The organism is Alcanivorax sp., from assembly GCF_002726155.1.
Taxonomy (GTDB): Bacteria; Pseudomonadota; Gammaproteobacteria; order Pseudomonadales; family Alcanivoracaceae; genus Alcanivorax.
This window is the reverse complement of the sequence record NZ_PBSH01000006.1, coordinates 49,650-64,937: the sequence shown is the minus strand read 5'-3', so window position 1 is coordinate 64,937 and position 15,288 is coordinate 49,650. Positions and strand designations below refer to the sequence as shown.

Genomic DNA, 15,288 nt, shown 5'->3' with positions numbered 1-15,288 from the left:
TGCACTGCTGGGCCGTATGCCTTCAGCGGTAGGTTACCAGCCGACCCTGGCGGAAGAGATGGGCGTTCTGCAGGAACGTATTACTTCCACCAAGACCGGCTCCATTACCTCCGTACAGGCGGTATACGTACCTGCGGATGACTTGACTGACCCGTCTCCGGCAACCACCTTTGCGCACCTGGATTCCACTGTATCACTGAGCCGTGACATCGCCTCCAAGGGTATTTACCCGGCGATCGATCCGCTGGATTCCACTTCACGTCAGCTGGATCCGCTGGTGATTGGTCAAGAGCACTACGACATCGCTCGTGGCGTTCAAACCGTGCTGCAGCGCTTCAAAGAGCTGAAGGACATCATCGCGATTCTGGGTATGGACGAGCTGTCAGAAGACGATAAACTGATTGTATCTCGTGCCCGTAAGATCGAGCGTTACCTGTCCCAGCCGTTCTTCGTGGCCGAAGTATTTACTGGCTCCCCGGGCAAGTATGTTTCCCTGAAAGACACCCTCGCGGGCTTCAAGGGCATTCTTGGCGGTGATTACGATCACATCCCGGAGCAGGACTTCTACATGAAGGGCTCTATCGACGAAGTGATCGAAGCCTACAACAAGCGTAGCAAGTAACCTGCACCCGGGAGACAAGCAAATGGCGATGACCGTGCATTGCGACATTGTAAGTGCAGAACGCCAGCTGTTCTCCGGCCTGGTTGAAATCGTGGTAGCTTCCGGTGTGGAAGGTGACCTCGGTATCATGCCTGGCCACGCCCCGCTGCTGACCCGGCTCAAGCCGGGCCCGGTACGGGTGAAGAAGCAGAATGGTGAAGAAGAAGTGTTCTACGTATCCGGCGGCTTCCTGGAAGTGCAGCCCAAGCTGGTGACCGTACTGGCTGATACCGCAGAACGCGCTGAAAACATGGACGCTGCAGAAGCCGAGCGTGCCAAGGCCCGTGCCAAAGAAGCGCTGGAAGGCAAGAGTTCCGAAATGGATTACTCCCGTGCCGCCGCCACTCTGGCAGAAGCCGTTGCACAGCTGCGTGCCATCGAACAGTTGAAGAAAAAGACGCGGTAAGCATCTTTTGCAATTCTTCAACACAGAAGGGGGTAGCCAAGTGCTACCCTTTTTTGTTTCTGTCATTGTGAGATGGCCTGGATAAACAGGGTACAAGTACAGAAACTGAAGTGACGCGGTGGTATAACAAGGCACTGGCGCAAGCAAAAAGACAAGGATAGGGTATGAGTCTAGCAGTAGTGATTCTGGCGGCGGGCAAGGGAACGCGAATGAAAAGCGCCCTGCCCAAGGTGCTCCACGCAGTGGCAGGGAAGCCCATGGTGCAGCACGTGGTCGATGCAGCGGCGTCGCTGGATCCGGCCAACATCATCATTGTATATGGTCACGGTGGTGAGCAGGTAAAAGCCACCGTCACCGGTGAGCAGCTGGCCTGGGCAGAGCAGGCCGAACAGCTCGGTACCGGTCATGCGGTCGCGCAGGCCATGCCTCATGTGAAAGAAGACATGGTGCTGGTGCTATACGGTGATGTGCCGCTGATTCGACCAGACACCCTGAAAGAGTTTGTTGCCTCAGTGGACGACAACACCCTGGCGCTGATGACGCTGACCCTGAACAACCCCAATGGCTACGGCCGCATCGTCCGTGATGGACAGAACAACGTGCAGCGCATCGTCGAACAGAAAGATGCCAGCGAAGCCGAGTTGGGCATTCAGGAAATCAATACCGGCATACTGGCGTGCTCTCGCCGTTTTCTGGAAGAAAGCCTGCCCAAACTGTCCAGCAACAATGCTCAGGGCGAATATTATCTCACTGACCTGATTGCCATGGCCTCACAGTCCGGTCTGAACGTGGAAACCCTGCAGCCCAATGAAGGTTGGGAAGTGGATGGGGTAAATGACCGTGTTCAGTTGGCAAGACTGGAGCGTATTTTCCAGCAGGCCCAGGCGGAAACCCTGATGCGTGATGGCGTCACCCTGCGTGATCCGGCCCGCCTGGATATTCGCGGCAGCGTGCAAATTGCCAGCGACGTGATTATTGACGTCAACGTCATCCTCGATGGCGACGTGACCATCGAAGAAGGCGTGATCATCGGTCCCAACTGTGTTTTACGCGACGCCAATATTGGCGCCGGCACGGTGATCGAAGCCAATACCCTGATAGATGGCGCAATCGTTGGGGAAAACTGCCAGCTAGGTCCTTATGCTCGCTTGCGGCCGGGCACCGAGCTGGCCGATAACGCCAAGGTTGGCAACTTTGTCGAAACCAAAAAGTCCTATATCGGCGAAGGCTCAAAGGTGAATCACCTGACCTACATCGGTGACAGCCAGATTGGTAAAGGAGTAAACGTGGGCGCAGGGACGATTACCTGCAACTACGATGGCGCCAACAAATTCCAGACAGTGATGAAAGACGGTGCTTTTATTGGCTCCAACTCGTCGCTGGTTGCTCCTGTAACGATTGGCGAAAACGCCACCGTTGGTGCAGGTAGCACTATCACCAAGGATGTGGATGACAATGGCCTGGCGGTTGCCCGTGGCCAGCAACGCAATGTGGCCAACTGGCAGCGCCCGAAGAAAGGGTAAGGGAAGGAATAGCGTTTATGTGCGGAATTGTCGGGGCCATTGCCCAGCGTAACGTGACAAACATCTTGATCACCGGGCTCAAGCGGCTTGAGTACCGGGGTTATGACAGCGCCGGTGTGGCACTGTTGAATGACAGCGGTATTAGCCGCGTGCGTCGTCAGGGTAAGGTTGCCGGTTTGGAAGAGGCCGCCACGCAAGAACAGACGCAAGGCTTCACCGGCATTGCTCATACCCGTTGGGCCACCCATGGCAAGCCGTCAGAAGCCAATGCCCATCCGCACATGTCCGGTGGTGATCTGGCTCTGGTACACAACGGTATCATCGAGAATTTTCAGGAATTGAAAGACGAACTGGAAGCCAGCGGCTACCACTTCGAATCACAGACTGATACGGAAGTCATCGTCCACCTGGTACACCAGGCACTGGATACCGGCCTGAACCTTTTTGACGCCGTGCAGGCGGTCACCAAAAAGCTGGATGGCGCTTACGCACTGGGTGTTATTCATGCCTCAGAACCGCACAAGCTGGTCACCGTACGCTCCGGCAGCCCGCTGGTCATTGGCCTGGGCATTGATGAAAACTACATCGCGTCGGATCAGCTGGCATTGTTGCCGGTGACCAACCGCTTTATCTTCCTTGAAGAAGGTGACCAGGCAGAAATCACTACTGACAGCGTGCGTATTGTGGATGCAGCCGGCAATCCGGCAATCCGTGAAGCCCACGAGTTCGACGGCACCCATGAAGATGCGGAAAAGGGTGAATACCGCCACTACATGCAGAAGGAAATCTTCGAGCAGCCGGCGGCAATCCAGAAAACCCTGGAAGGTCGTATCGACAACCCGGCCAGTCTGATCGAGGCCTTCGGCGAAAAAGCCCCGGCGATTTTCGACAAGGTAAAGACCGTCCAGATCGTCGCCTGCGGCACAAGCTATCACGCTGGTATGGTGGCCCGTTACTGGCTGGAAGACATCGCCGGCATTCCCTGTCAGGTGGAAGTGGCCAGCGAGTTCCGCTACCGCAAGCACGTGGTGCCAGAAGGCACTCTGTTCGTCACCATTTCTCAAAGTGGTGAAACCGCCGATACCCTGGCGGCTTTGCGCGACACCCAGTCACCCAACTACGTGGGTCGCCTGGCGGTGTGCAACGTGGATAGTTCCTCCTTGGTGCGAGAATCGGAGCTGGTGTTCCTGACCAAGGCTGGCCCGGAAATCGGTGTCGCGTCCACCAAGGCATTTACTACCCAATTGGTTGGGTTGTTAATGCTGGTGTTGGCACTGGGCCGACAAAAAGGACTGGCGGATAACGAGATTGAAAAAGTCCTGAAAGAGTTGCGCCAGCTGCCCAACCTGATTGAACAGGCTGCCGCGCTGGACAAGCCCATCGAAAAACTTTCCGAAGCCTTCGTGGAAAAACACCATGCCCTGTTCCTGGGCCGTGGCGTGCAGTTCCCGGTGGCCCTGGAAGGGGCGCTCAAGCTCAAGGAAATTTCCTACATTCACGCCGAAGCCTATGCAGCGGGTGAGTTGAAGCATGGTCCCTTGGCGCTGGTCGACAGCGAAATGCCGGTGGTGTCCGTGGCGCCTAACGATGAGCTGCTGGAAAAACTGAAATCCAACCTGCAGGAAGTGCGTGCCCGTGGCGGCGAACTGTATGTCTTCGCCGACAAGAACGCCCATGTAAAAGAAGGCGAAGGTATCCACGTGCTGAACATGCCAGCGATACCGGAAACCATCTCCCCCATCGTCTATACCGTTCCGCTGCAGCTGCTCAGCTATCATGTGGCGGTGTTGCGCGGGACCGATGTGGATCAGCCGCGGAATCTGGCCAAGTCGGTGACGGTTGAATAAAGGCAGTGAATAATTAATAGTCAATAACGAGCCCGGCGTTGCCGGGCTTTTTATTGTCTTGAACAAAAGAATAAAAAGGACTTCGCATATGGAAATGAAGACAGCTCTGCTCAGGATTCCGGCATTCATCATTGATCTGGTGCTGGTGTCAGGCGTAATCATGCTAAGCAATAAAATCGCCGTGGAAGCCGGACTAGTGACAGGTTATATGCCTGTTGAAGTCTTGATGCTGCTGGCGATACCCTTGGGTTTTTTTGTGTACTGGTTGACGGGTATTCACCTGGGGAAACGGCTCTTCGACTTGAAGGTCGTGGATGCGCAGACCGGCCACCCTCCATCCGGCTTTCAATGGTTTCGCCGCTGCCTGCTGTTCTCGTTGGTGGTCTCCCTGAATGTCTTCTTCTTTATTCCGGTGCTGGTTTCCAGGGAGCAAAAAGCATTTCATGACATGATGGCTGGTACGCGTGTCATTTACGTTGGCGGAAACGCCGGTGAAAAGGAAGAAAGCTGATCGTACGTCCGGCGTCACCCGAGCGCACGGTGCAAGACCCCAATCGCCAGCGCTCTGATCTCGAACGGCGTGCTCAACAGAAAGGCCTATTTGGCTTGTAAGATATGGCTTACAGAAAATGCTAATTGGTTGATATAGAGTGACTTTGAATAAGAAGGAGCAGGCTGGAGTGGGGGGAAGTTGCAGGAAATAACCCGGTCGTTCGAGTTTTGCATTATGAGAAGGGTTTTTGCTTGTGTCTTAACTCACTGAAAGCATTGAAATATTAACTGCTTGGCAGGTGGTTTAGGGTTCCGAATTATGTCGAAAAAAGATATGTCGAATCGTTCGACCTAATACGCTGTTATGCAGAAAATGAATAGGAGGCTTGCATGCCAAGAAAAATAAGTCCCGCACAAATGCGTAGCAAGCTCAGGCAGGCACAGAATAAACAAAAACAGGCTATAGCCAAGTATAACCGTGAGGTCAGGCAGCATAATCAAAAAGTTAAACAGGCAGTTAATAGATACAATAGCGAAGTAAGAAAACACAATGCGAGGGTTAGGGCCAATCGACAAAAAATCGATTCTGAACTCCGAAAAATGAGGTCGTCTAGCTCGTCCCATTACCAGGTCGTTAGAAGTTCAGCCATTACACTCAATACTTATTATGAGCGCCTAGATGCTAGAGAGAATGATTTTGAACACTCCAACATTGGCTATGACTTTTTAGACAGATCAGAGCAAGAAAATGCGAATAGTTTAGCTCTTTCCAACGCACTCGAATCTGACGCTGAGGATGACGAAGGGCACCAATCCGATCTCCTTCGCACTGAAATAGACGAAATGCTGCAAGAGTTGTCGCCCGAGTTGAGCAATCGCTGGAAGGGAGCCTTATTCTCTTTGAATCCAGAAAACCCGGATGCGGCTCGACATTTCTGCACAAGTGCTCGCGAAGTCTTTGTTCAAATTTTAGATATCAACGCGCCTGATGAAAAAGTGTTGGAGAAAGCACCAGAGTGCGATAAGACTCCTCAAGGCCAGCCAACGCGCAAAGAGAAAATTAAGTACCTGCTGGGGCGTTCCGGAATACTCACAGAAGAAGCTGTCAATTTTGTGGATGAGGATGTCAAAAATGTTCTCAGCCTTTTTCGTGTTTTCAATGATGGCACTCATGGATCATCTGGGAAATTCGGCATCACAAAGTTACTATCGATCAAAACTAGGGTTGAAGGTGGGATTTCGTACCTGTTTTCAATCTGTCGTCATGCATAACCAAGCCATGCACCGGATGCCAAAACCTCCGCTTCGCTGCGGTTTTGGCAGCGGTGATGGCCGGCGTTAGCCCAGAAAAGGGAATCTAATGGACTCTGATGAAGAATTATTAGAAGAGTTAGAGGCGGCAAAGCGCGGAGAGTGCCCTCCACCATTTGGCACATATGAATTTCAGATTCCTGGCTCGCCTGTTTCTGTACAAGCGAAGAGAGCAGCAAGAGATGAGTATGAGCAACGAGTTAGGAACTCATACAAGGGAAACAAGTTCATTTTTATTGGCGATATTCATATCGAATTTCGGTGGTGGATATCTGCAAAAAGTAGATATGAAACCGATGCTAGTGCAGATATAGACAACGCTCTTAAGCCAACTATAGATGCGCTAACAGGCCCAGATGGGTTGTTTATCGACGATTGCCAAGTTCGTGGCTTAAATGTGGCTTGGTCGCATTCGAATTCTGGCAAAGAGCACATCAGTGTTCGTATTGATTTTACGCCTGGTGATTGGCACCCAATTGATGATGTGGTCTTTATCAACCTGGGCAATGGCCTATGCGTCCCAAGTCCTAAAAATATCCCTCAAGATGCGCGAAAGACTTGGTGCAAGATCTTAAACGATAGAACAGATATGAAAGAAAAAATCCTATCGCTTGGTGGATCGTACCCATGGGCTTCGACTCTTTTGTTGTGCCCGAGACCCTTTCACCGGACGCGGGTAAACGGTTTTGCGGTGGTTTCGAGTGACGAGTATGTGGCCTAGTATCAAGCTTGAACCGCGACAGTAATCCAGATCAGTAGGCATAGTAGATTTCCTCTGGTGTTTTGTAGTTGTGTCTCTTTCTAGATCCGATATCCGGGGTCAGGTCTTGCATCGTGCGCTTAGATGCACGGCACCAGCTCAATCGAGGATACCCAAGAAAATGTGTCCCTTGCTCCCGGTATGATTTTTCTAGGGTGAAACTTGAGAATGGGCTTCCAAAAATGCGATAGGGATCGAGATCAGCTGCAACTGATGGCTCAAGGTATCGTTATCTGGTCTAAAAATGACGTAATACGCTAGATCCGAATCAGCGAAATGGCGAATGACAGGGCTAGCGGAATTGTTCGCAGAGGCGTTGAAGACAAACGCGTCCTGGGCTTGCGTCATGGCCTTTCTTATTCGCGTCTTGGTGAACGCTATAAATGTTGGCACCATGACTTTTTTAATATCCTCAACGCTAGTAAAGCGAATGATACATTCGTAGCCGCCATCATCAGGCCTGGAAACCGTGTAACCAGAGATTGGATTCTCCGGGTTCGATTGCCCGGTTGCGTTAGGGCTTGTCATGCCAGCGGCGATGAATGCCTTGGTTATACCATCTGGTTTCGCTTTATAAATTGTTTGCTTCATGCAGGTGTCGTCAAAGGTTTGAAGGGCGTCGGCCATATCAACGTCTACTTCTGCAGCCATGCTGGCGCCGCTTCTAAAAAAACCAAATCCTCTACATACACGTCGGTAATAACCAGTGCTAGTGCAATGGAAACCGTTGCAATAAACCACTTTATGATTCTGATGTTTCCCCCTTTTTTTCTATAGAAGCCATAGTCACTGGAGTCTGGCTATTGTTGCCAAGTCTTGTCCCGTGTATTCACAAATAATTCAAACATACCGAACCGCACCTCCATCCACGCGAATATTCTGCCCGTTAATAAACCCGGCCCTCGGGCTGGCCAGGAACACCACCAGGTCCGCTACTTCCTGGCGGGTGGCCAGACGGCCGCAGGGGTTGGGGAAATCGCTCTCGACAATTTTGTCCTGTAAGACGTCCCAATCCGTGGGCCAGCCTTTTTGCTGGGCCCTTGCCTGGTAGGCGCGTTCCACTTCTGGCGTGTGAATCAGGCCGGGGGAGACGGTATTAACGGTGATGCCTGTATGGCTGAGTTCTTTGGCCAGGCTCACGGAAGCATTAGAGAGCGCGGCCTTGGCACCGTAGTAGTGCGGCATGATGGCATTCGGTTGATGGTCGCCAATGGTGCTGAGATTGATGATGCGTCCCACTGGCTTTCCCTCATGTGTGGCGTGCAGTGCTGAATCAGGCGCACGGCGCTGAGCACATTAACATTGGTGGCTTCCAGCCACTGTTCGGTGGTGAGGGAATCCCATTTTCCCATTAGCGCAGTACCGTAATTATTCACCAGGATGTCGATCTGCAAGCCCTGTTGCGCCAGTTGATTCATCACTTGCTGGGCACCGTCATCGGTGAGCAGGTCTCCCACCACCGGGACGATATTGAGCGCCGGATCGGTGATGGCTGCCATGGCTTCGTCGGCTTGCGGCTGGGTAAACGCATGAAGCGCGACCGTTGCGCCTTCTTCTGCCAACGTGCGGGCAATGACATGGCCAGTGCCACGGTGAGCCCCGCTGACCAGTGCGGTTTTATGCGTGAGTGCTAAATCCATGGTTGGTGCTCTTGAAATCGTTTTTCGGGAAAAGAAAAAAGTGAGTCCGGCAATAAATCACGGGCTTGCCCTATGGCAGCTTGTCTACGATGTTTGCGGAGATCCGCTTGAACGTTGCCCTGCCGGACATGCCGCCGACGGACCACCGCCCAAACAGTGTTTGGCCATTGTCGGTGGCCTCCAGTTCGTAGCGAACCCGGTTGGTGTCGTCTTTGAGCATTACGGGGTTGGTGCTCTCAACATCGGAAAAGTACGCCTTGTTGAACACCACCGCGGTGCCGTTAACAGTGCCGAAGATAATGGCGGGACGGCCCACATCGGATGGATTCTTCGAGGTGTTGGGTTCGATCATCTGCCCAACGAATTGTTGGCCATCTGATTGAATTGCTACGGACATGGGCACGCGGTGATTATCCGTATAACTATAGTAGCCAACCCACAGTCCGGTTAGCCCGGCAGCGGTGGTCTTGAAGGAAGCAAGCAGCAAGCCAAGCAGTAACCCATGGAGGGTAGCGATCCGTAACATGATTATCCCTTCTGGTGTGACCAGGGCCCCAGCGCTCTGGTGGTTGCCAATCTGAACGGGAAAGTTAGCACGGCACAGAGCGGAATTCTCGCGCCCTGCCAAGGATGCCGGTGGTGCTTGTCTGGCGCTGCCTGCATTAACCTGATGCATAAGCGGTTATGCGTACCGATCAATGCCATCGATAACCCCAACTGGCTACACTGTGGTCTTTGCCGCCGAATCTAAGACTGGAGTCCGCCGTGCCTGTCCCGTTTTCTGCCATCCTGATCGCCAACCGCGGCGAGATTGCCATTCGTATTGCCAATGCCTGTGCGGATCTGGGGATTCGTTCCGTGGGGGTGTTTGCCGAGGATGATCAGGCATCGCTGCACACTCGCCAGGTGGATGACCCGGTAGCGTTGCCCGGGCGCGGCGTGGCGGCGTATCTGGATGGGGCGCAGCTGATTGCCATCGCCAGGGAGCGGGGCTGTGAGGCCATCCATCCGGGTTACGGGTTTCTGGCCGAGAACGCCGACTTTGCGGACCTGTGTGCTGAGGCTGGCCTGACCCTGATCGGGCCGGGGGCGCAGACCCTGCGGCTGTTTGGCGACAAGGCGGCCGCCCGGGCGTTAGCGGCACAGTGTCAGGTGCCGCTGGTGCAGGGCACGGCTCAGGCGGTGACGCTGACAGAAGCTCAGACGTTTATGGCGTCCCTCGACGGCAGTGGCGTGATGATCAAGGCGCTGAGCGGCGGTGGCGGGCGCGGTATGCGAGCGGTTACTGACCCGGCGGCATTGGAAGCGGCGTATCAGCGCTGCCAATCGGAAGCGAAAGCGGCTTTCGGCAACGAGGCGGTGTATGTGGAGCAGCTGGTCACGGCTGCCCGGCATATCGAAGTGCAGGTGTTGGGTGACGGCTCCGGGGCGGTGAGCCATCTGTGGGGGCGCGACTGCACCCTGCAGCGCCGCCATCAGAAGCTGGTGGAGTTTGCCCCGGCGCCGGGGCTGGCCCCCGCTCTGCGCGACCGCATTATCGACAGTGCCCTGACCCTGGCCGCCGAGGTGAACTATCTGGGCATCGGCACCTTTGAGTTTCTGGTGGAACCGGACGCAGGTCGCTACTTCTTTATGGAAGCCAACCCCCGAGTGCAGGTGGAGCATACCGTCACCGAGCAGGTTACCGGGGTGGACCTGGTACAGACGCAGATTCGTCTGGCGGCGGGGGCGAGTCTTGCTGATCTGAATCTGGAAACCGCCCCGATTTGTGAAGGCATGGCGGTGCAGCTGCGCCTGAATCTGGAAACCCTCAAGGCAGACGGCAGCACCACGCCGGCGGTGGGCACGCTCACGGCCTATGAGCCGGCCAATGGTCCGGGCATTCGGGTGGATGGTTATGGGTATGCCGGTTACGCAGTGAGCCCGGCCTACGATTCCCTGCTGGCCAAACTGATTGTCAGCGGTGCCAATTATGAAGCGGTGCTGCAGCGCGCCCGTCGCGCCCTGAAACAGACCCGCATTGACGGCGTGCAAAGTAATCTGCCGTTGTTGCAGGCGTTGCTTGGTAGCGATGCGCTGCAGGCTAACACCGTCACCACCCGTTTTGTGGAAGCGCATTTGTCTGAGCTGATGGCGGCATTGCCGGAAACGTCTTCAGCGGCACAACCTGCCACCGCTTCTGTCTCGCCAGCGCAGACACTGGCGACGCCTCCCGGCTGTGATGCTGTGGTCAGCCCTACCACCGGGGTGCTGGTCTCGTTACTGGTGCAAGTGGGTGAGGCGGTGCAGGGCGGCCAGGTGGTAGCCGTACTGGAAGCCATGAAGATGGAATTCGAAGTGCGTGCCACGTTGGCGGGCCGGGTGCAGGGCCTGGCGGTAAATGAGGGTGACGCTATCAGTGAAGGGGCACCGCTGTTGTTTGTAGCGCCGGGTGAGGTGGAAGGCGATGCCATCGCCACCGAAGAAAGTGTGGATCTGGAATATATCCGCCAGGATCTGGCTGATGTACTGGATCGACACCATGCGATCAGCGACGAAGGGCGTCCGCATGCGGTGGAGAAGCGGCACAGCAAGGGCAAGCGCACCGCCCGGGAAAATATCGATGACCTGCTTGATGCGGACAGTTTTCAGGAATACGGCGCCATGGCACTGGCCGCCCAGCGTCGCCGCCGCAGTGCAGAAGAGCTGCAGATCCTGAGTCCGGCGGATGGCCTGATCGGCGGTACCGGCACGGTCAATGCCGATCCGTTTGGTGAACAGGCCGCCCGTGTCATGGCCTTGAGCTACGACTACACCGTGTTTGCCGGCACTCAGGGGATGATGAACCACAAGAAAACCGATCGTCTGTTGCAGCTGGCCGGGCAATGGAAAATGCCGCTGGTGCTGTTTGCTGAAGGCGGAGGGGGGCGGCCCGGGGATACGGATTTTGTCGGCGTGGCCGGGCTCGACTGCCACACCTTTGCAGCCATGGCGAAACTGTCCGGTGAGGTGCCGTTGGTGGGTATTGGCTCCGGTCGCTGCTTTGCGGGTAACGCGGCGCTGCTGGGTTGCTGCGATGTGATCATTGCCACCGAGGATGCCTCCATCGGTATGGCCGGGCCGGCCATGATCGAGGGCGGTGGCCTGGGCCGTTTTACCCCGGAACAGGTGGGGCCAGTGAGTGTGCAGGCCCCTAACGGGGTGGTGGATGTGCGGGTGAAAGATGAAGCCGAAGCGGTGGCGGTGGCCAAGCAGTACCTGTCCTATTTCCAGGGCACAGTGAAAGACTGGCAGGCAGCGGATCAGCGTGAATTGCGCCATCGCATTCCGGAAAAACGCACGCGTGTTTATGACATGCGTGCGGTAATTGAAACCATGGCGGATAGCGGGTCGGTACTGGAACTGCGCAAGGCGTTTTCGCCGGGCATGATCACCGCGCTGGTGCGCATTGAAGGTAAACCGTTCGGCTTGATTGCCAACGACCCGGCCTATTTGGGTGGGGCTGTCGATGCGGTGGGTGGCGACAAGGCTGCGCGCTTTATGCAGTTGTGCGAGGCTTTTGGTCTGCCCATGGTGTCCCTGTGCGATACCCCCGGCTTTATGGTCGGCCCGGAAGCAGAAAAACAAGCCACGGTGCGGCATGTGTCGCGCATGTTCGTCACCGCCGCCAGCCTGACGGTGCCGTTCTTCACCGTGGTATTGCGCAAGGGCTACGGCCTGGGCGCCCAGGCCATGGCCGCCGGCAGTTTCCATTCACCGTTGTTCACCGCCGCCTGGCCCAGTGCCGAGTTCGGCGCCATGGGCCTGGAGGGGGCGGTGCGGTTGGGCTTTGCCAAGGAGCTGGCGGCGCAGCCCACGCCGGAAAAACAGCAGCGGCTGTTCGACAAACTGGTGGCTAAGGCGTACCAGCAGGGCAAGGCGATGAACATGGCCAGCTTCCTGGAAATCGATGCAGTCATTGATCCCATGGACAGTCGCCAGTGGTTGCTGCGCGGCTTGAATGCCTCCGGATTCCAGACAGGGCGCCATGGTGGTCGCCCGTTTGTGGATACGTTTTAGGGGCAGGAGCGAGTGACGAGTTTCGAGTTGCGAAAACCTGGCCCGAGTGGCTTTTGGGCTTTGCCTTTCGAAACTCGCTTCTCGCAACTCGAAACTCGGCTCTCATCGCCAGCAGGCTGTCTCCTACGGCAAGGTCAGAGCTGCCTTGCTACCGTCATGATGCGGAAGTCCCTACACTGGGCCGACCATTGATTGATCGGGGCCTTCCATGACAGAACCCATGACGCCAGCGGCGCCTTCTCCACGCGCCTGGCCACTGATTCCGCTGCTGTTCTTTCTGGTGGTGTTCCTGGGTAGCGGGCTGTACTACACGGCCGCCGGCACCGACTTCGCGTTCTACCAGATCAAGGCACCGGTGGTGGCCATGGTGGCCATCGTGTTGTCCATGCTCATGGCCCGGCTGGCCGGGCAAAGGGTGAACACCAGCGTGGACCGGTTGCTGGCAGGCATAGGCCATCCAAATCTGCTGCTTATGTGTCTGGTGTTTCTGCTTGCCGGCGCCTTTGCCAGCGTCAGTGACAGCATTGGCAGTGTGGAGGCCACCGTACAGCTGGGGCTGACCATCATTCCAGCCGAGTGGGTGCTACCGGCCCTGTTTCTGATCTCTGCCTTTATCGCCACCGCCATGGGCACGTCCATGGGCACCATTGCGGCAACCGCGCCGATTGCCGCTGGCTTCGCCGGGGCCACGGAACTGTCCGTTCCGCTGGCCCTGGGTGCAGTGGTGGGCGGTGCCATGTTTGGCGATAACCTGTCGATGATTTCCGATACCACCATTGCATCGACACGCAGCCAGGGTGTGTCGCTGAAAGACAAATTCCGCGTGAATATCTGGATTGCCGTGCCGGCGGCGGCGCTGACCGTGTTGCTGTTAATCGTGTTGGGTGGGGGGGAACACCAGGTGAAAGCGGAGCCTTTCCGGTTTGCGCTGGTGGTGCCCTACCTGCTGGTGTTCGGGCTGGCGCTCAGTGGCCTGAATGTGCTGGCGGTACTGATCGTGGGCATCGTCACGGCAGGCGTGACCGGCATGGTGATGATGCCGGACTACACACTCGCGAGCATGAACGGAGCCATCTACACGGGCTTCGAAGGCATGTTCGAGATCATGTTGCTGTCCATGCTGATTGGTGGCTTGTCCCGGCTGATGACTGATCAGGGCGGCACCCGCTGGGTGATTGAGCGCATCCACGGCCTGACTCGCTGGCTCAGATTGCCCCTGCAGCGGGCTGGTGAAGTGGGTATTGCGCTGCTGGTGGTGTTTGCCAATGTGTTCGTGGCCAACAACACCGTGGCCATCGTGCTCACCGGCGAGATGGCACGAGACATTGCCAATGATCACGGCGTGGATCTGCGTCGCTCGGCCAGTTTGCTGGATATCTTTTCCTGCGTGGTTCAGGGACTGATTCCCTACGGCGCGCAGGTATTGCTGGCGTGCTCCATTGCCAAGCTGTCCCCTCTGGCGCTGATCGGTTCCATCCATTATTGCTGGGCATTGGCCATTGCCGGTATCGCGGCGATCGCCATTAACCGGCCTCGCTTGCCGCTGCCAAATAAAGAGAACGCCGAGGCGTGATAGTCTTGGCGAGATAATTGTTGAGGCACAACTCCATTTACAAGGATAGATAACGTGGCTGGAACCAGTTTATTAATGTTGCTCGATGACATCGCAGCGGTGCTTGACGATGTATCGGTAATGACCAAAGTGGCGGCAAAAAAAACCGCCGGGGTATTGGGGGATGATCTGGCGTTGAATGCGGAGCAGACCTCCGGGGTTCGTGCGGAACGTGAGTTGCCGGTAGTCTGGGCGGTAGCCAAAGGCTCCATGCGTAACAAATTTATTCTGGTGCCTTCGGCGCTGTTGATCAGCGCTTTCTTGCCCTGGTTGATTACACCGCTGCTGATGCTCGGTGGGGCCTACCTGTGTTACGAAGGAGTGGAAAAGCTGGCGCATACTTTTTTCCATGGCGAAGAGGATGCCCAAAAGCATGATGAAAAACTCAAGGCCATGGCAGATCCGAATGTGGATCTGGTTGCGTTTGAGAAGAACAAGATTAAAGGCGCAGTGCGCACGGATTTTATCCTTTCTGCAGAAATTATCGTGATCGCCCTGGGCACAGTGCAAGCTGCACCTTTCGCGCAGCAAGTGATGGTGGTCAGTATTATTGCCATCGGCATGACGATTGGCGTCTACGGCCTGGTGGCCGGCATCGTGAAAATGGATGACGCGGGTTTGCACCTGATCGAAACGGCCAGGGAGAAAGGCGGAAAAATTCGCGAAGCACTGGGGAAAATGCTGGTGGGCTTTTCGCCACGGCTAATGAAATTTCTTTCTATCGCCGGTACGGCGGCCATGTTCCTGGTAGGGGGCGGTATTTTGCTTCACGGCTTACCGGGTAGCCACGATGTCCTGCATCATCTGGACGACGCCATGGCGTCATTGCCGTTGTCAGGAATGCTCAGTGTTGTGGTGCCCATGCTGGCCAATCTGGTATTGGGTATTGTTGCCGGAAGCGTCCTGTTGCTGCTGGTCACCGGGGCAGGGAAGTTGAGAAAAAAGTAATAGGAAAAACGAAAAAATCTGGCATAAAAAAGCGCGAACAAAAAGGCTTG

The 15,288-nt window shown here is 55.6% G+C and carries 12 protein-coding genes and 1 pseudogene; 10 read left to right on the top strand and 3 right to left on the bottom strand.

What is annotated here, in order from left to right; translation table 11 throughout:
• The 7 genes from CL546_RS02290 to CL546_RS02260 all read left to right on the top strand — a co-directional run.
• The coding region (locus tag CL546_RS02290) for an ATP synthase beta subunit C-terminal domain-containing protein (RefSeq protein ID WP_463671025.1) at window positions 1-622 on the top strand (622 nt) is incomplete at its 5' end.
• A 22-nt stretch (window positions 623-644) separates the two neighbouring features.
• Window positions 645-1,067 (top strand): F0F1 ATP synthase subunit epsilon, encoded by a 423-nt coding sequence (locus CL546_RS02285; protein ID WP_007150605.1) that lies wholly within the window; start codon window positions 645-647, stop codon window positions 1,065-1,067.
• Window positions 1,068-1,231: 164 nt separating this feature from the next.
• Entirely contained in the window at window positions 1,232-2,590 is a 1,359-nt protein-coding gene (glmU, locus tag CL546_RS02280; RefSeq protein WP_290492801.1) for a bifunctional UDP-N-acetylglucosamine diphosphorylase/glucosamine-1-phosphate N-acetyltransferase GlmU, read from the top strand.
• A gap of 17 nt (window positions 2,591-2,607) precedes the next feature.
• Entirely contained in the window at window positions 2,608-4,437 is a 1,830-nt protein-coding gene (glmS, locus tag CL546_RS02275) for a glutamine--fructose-6-phosphate transaminase (isomerizing) (protein WP_290492799.1), read from the top strand.
• An 88-nt stretch (window positions 4,438-4,525) separates the two neighbouring features.
• Window positions 4,526-4,948 (top strand): RDD family protein, encoded by a 423-nt coding sequence (locus CL546_RS02270; RefSeq protein ID WP_290492797.1) that lies wholly within the window; start codon window positions 4,526-4,528, stop codon window positions 4,946-4,948.
• Window positions 4,949-5,319: 371 nt separating this feature from the next.
• Window positions 5,320-6,201 (top strand): pPIWI-associating nuclease domain-containing protein, encoded by an 882-nt coding sequence (locus tag CL546_RS02265; protein WP_290492795.1) that lies wholly within the window; start codon window positions 5,320-5,322, stop codon window positions 6,199-6,201.
• A gap of 88 nt (window positions 6,202-6,289) precedes the next feature.
• Window positions 6,290-6,961 (top strand): RusA family crossover junction endodeoxyribonuclease, encoded by a 672-nt coding sequence (locus tag CL546_RS02260; protein ID WP_290492793.1) that lies wholly within the window; start codon window positions 6,290-6,292, stop codon window positions 6,959-6,961.
• Window positions 6,962-7,150: 189 nt separating this feature from the next.
• Here CL546_RS02260 and CL546_RS02255 read toward each other — a convergent pair whose 3' ends face one another.
• From CL546_RS02255 to CL546_RS02245, 3 genes and pseudogenes are all read right to left on the bottom strand, one after another.
• Window positions 7,151-7,651, bottom strand: coding sequence for a hypothetical protein (locus CL546_RS02255; protein ID WP_290492792.1), 501 nt, complete (start codon window positions 7,649-7,651; stop codon window positions 7,151-7,153).
• Between the two features lie 189 nt (window positions 7,652-7,840).
• Window positions 7,841-8,640, bottom strand: a pseudogene (locus tag CL546_RS02250) (SDR family NAD(P)-dependent oxidoreductase).
• Between the two features lie 70 nt (window positions 8,641-8,710).
• On the bottom strand, window positions 8,711-9,166 hold the full coding sequence (locus CL546_RS02245) for a hypothetical protein (RefSeq protein WP_290492790.1): 456 nt from the start codon (window positions 9,164-9,166) through the stop codon (window positions 8,711-8,713).
• 239 nt (window positions 9,167-9,405) lie between these two features.
• On the opposite strand from CL546_RS02245, the gene CL546_RS02240 reads away from it, so the two are divergent.
• The 3 genes from CL546_RS02240 (at window position 9,406) to CL546_RS02230 (ending at window position 15,238) form a co-directional block, all read left to right on the top strand.
• Window positions 9,406-12,678: a carboxyl transferase domain-containing protein gene (locus tag CL546_RS02240; RefSeq protein ID WP_290492789.1), complete on the top strand. Its 3,273-nt coding sequence runs from the start codon at window positions 9,406-9,408 to the stop codon at window positions 12,676-12,678.
• Between the two features lie 208 nt (window positions 12,679-12,886).
• The gene (locus CL546_RS02235) at window positions 12,887-14,251 is read left to right on the top strand and encodes a Na+/H+ antiporter NhaC family protein (protein ID WP_290492787.1); all 1,365 of its coding nucleotides are present in this window, start codon (window positions 12,887-12,889) and stop codon (window positions 14,249-14,251) included.
• Between the two features lie 54 nt (window positions 14,252-14,305).
• The gene (locus CL546_RS02230) at window positions 14,306-15,238 is read left to right on the top strand and encodes a DUF808 domain-containing protein (protein ID WP_290492785.1); all 933 of its coding nucleotides are present in this window, start codon (window positions 14,306-14,308) and stop codon (window positions 15,236-15,238) included.
• Window positions 15,239-15,288 lie beyond the last annotated feature (50 nt).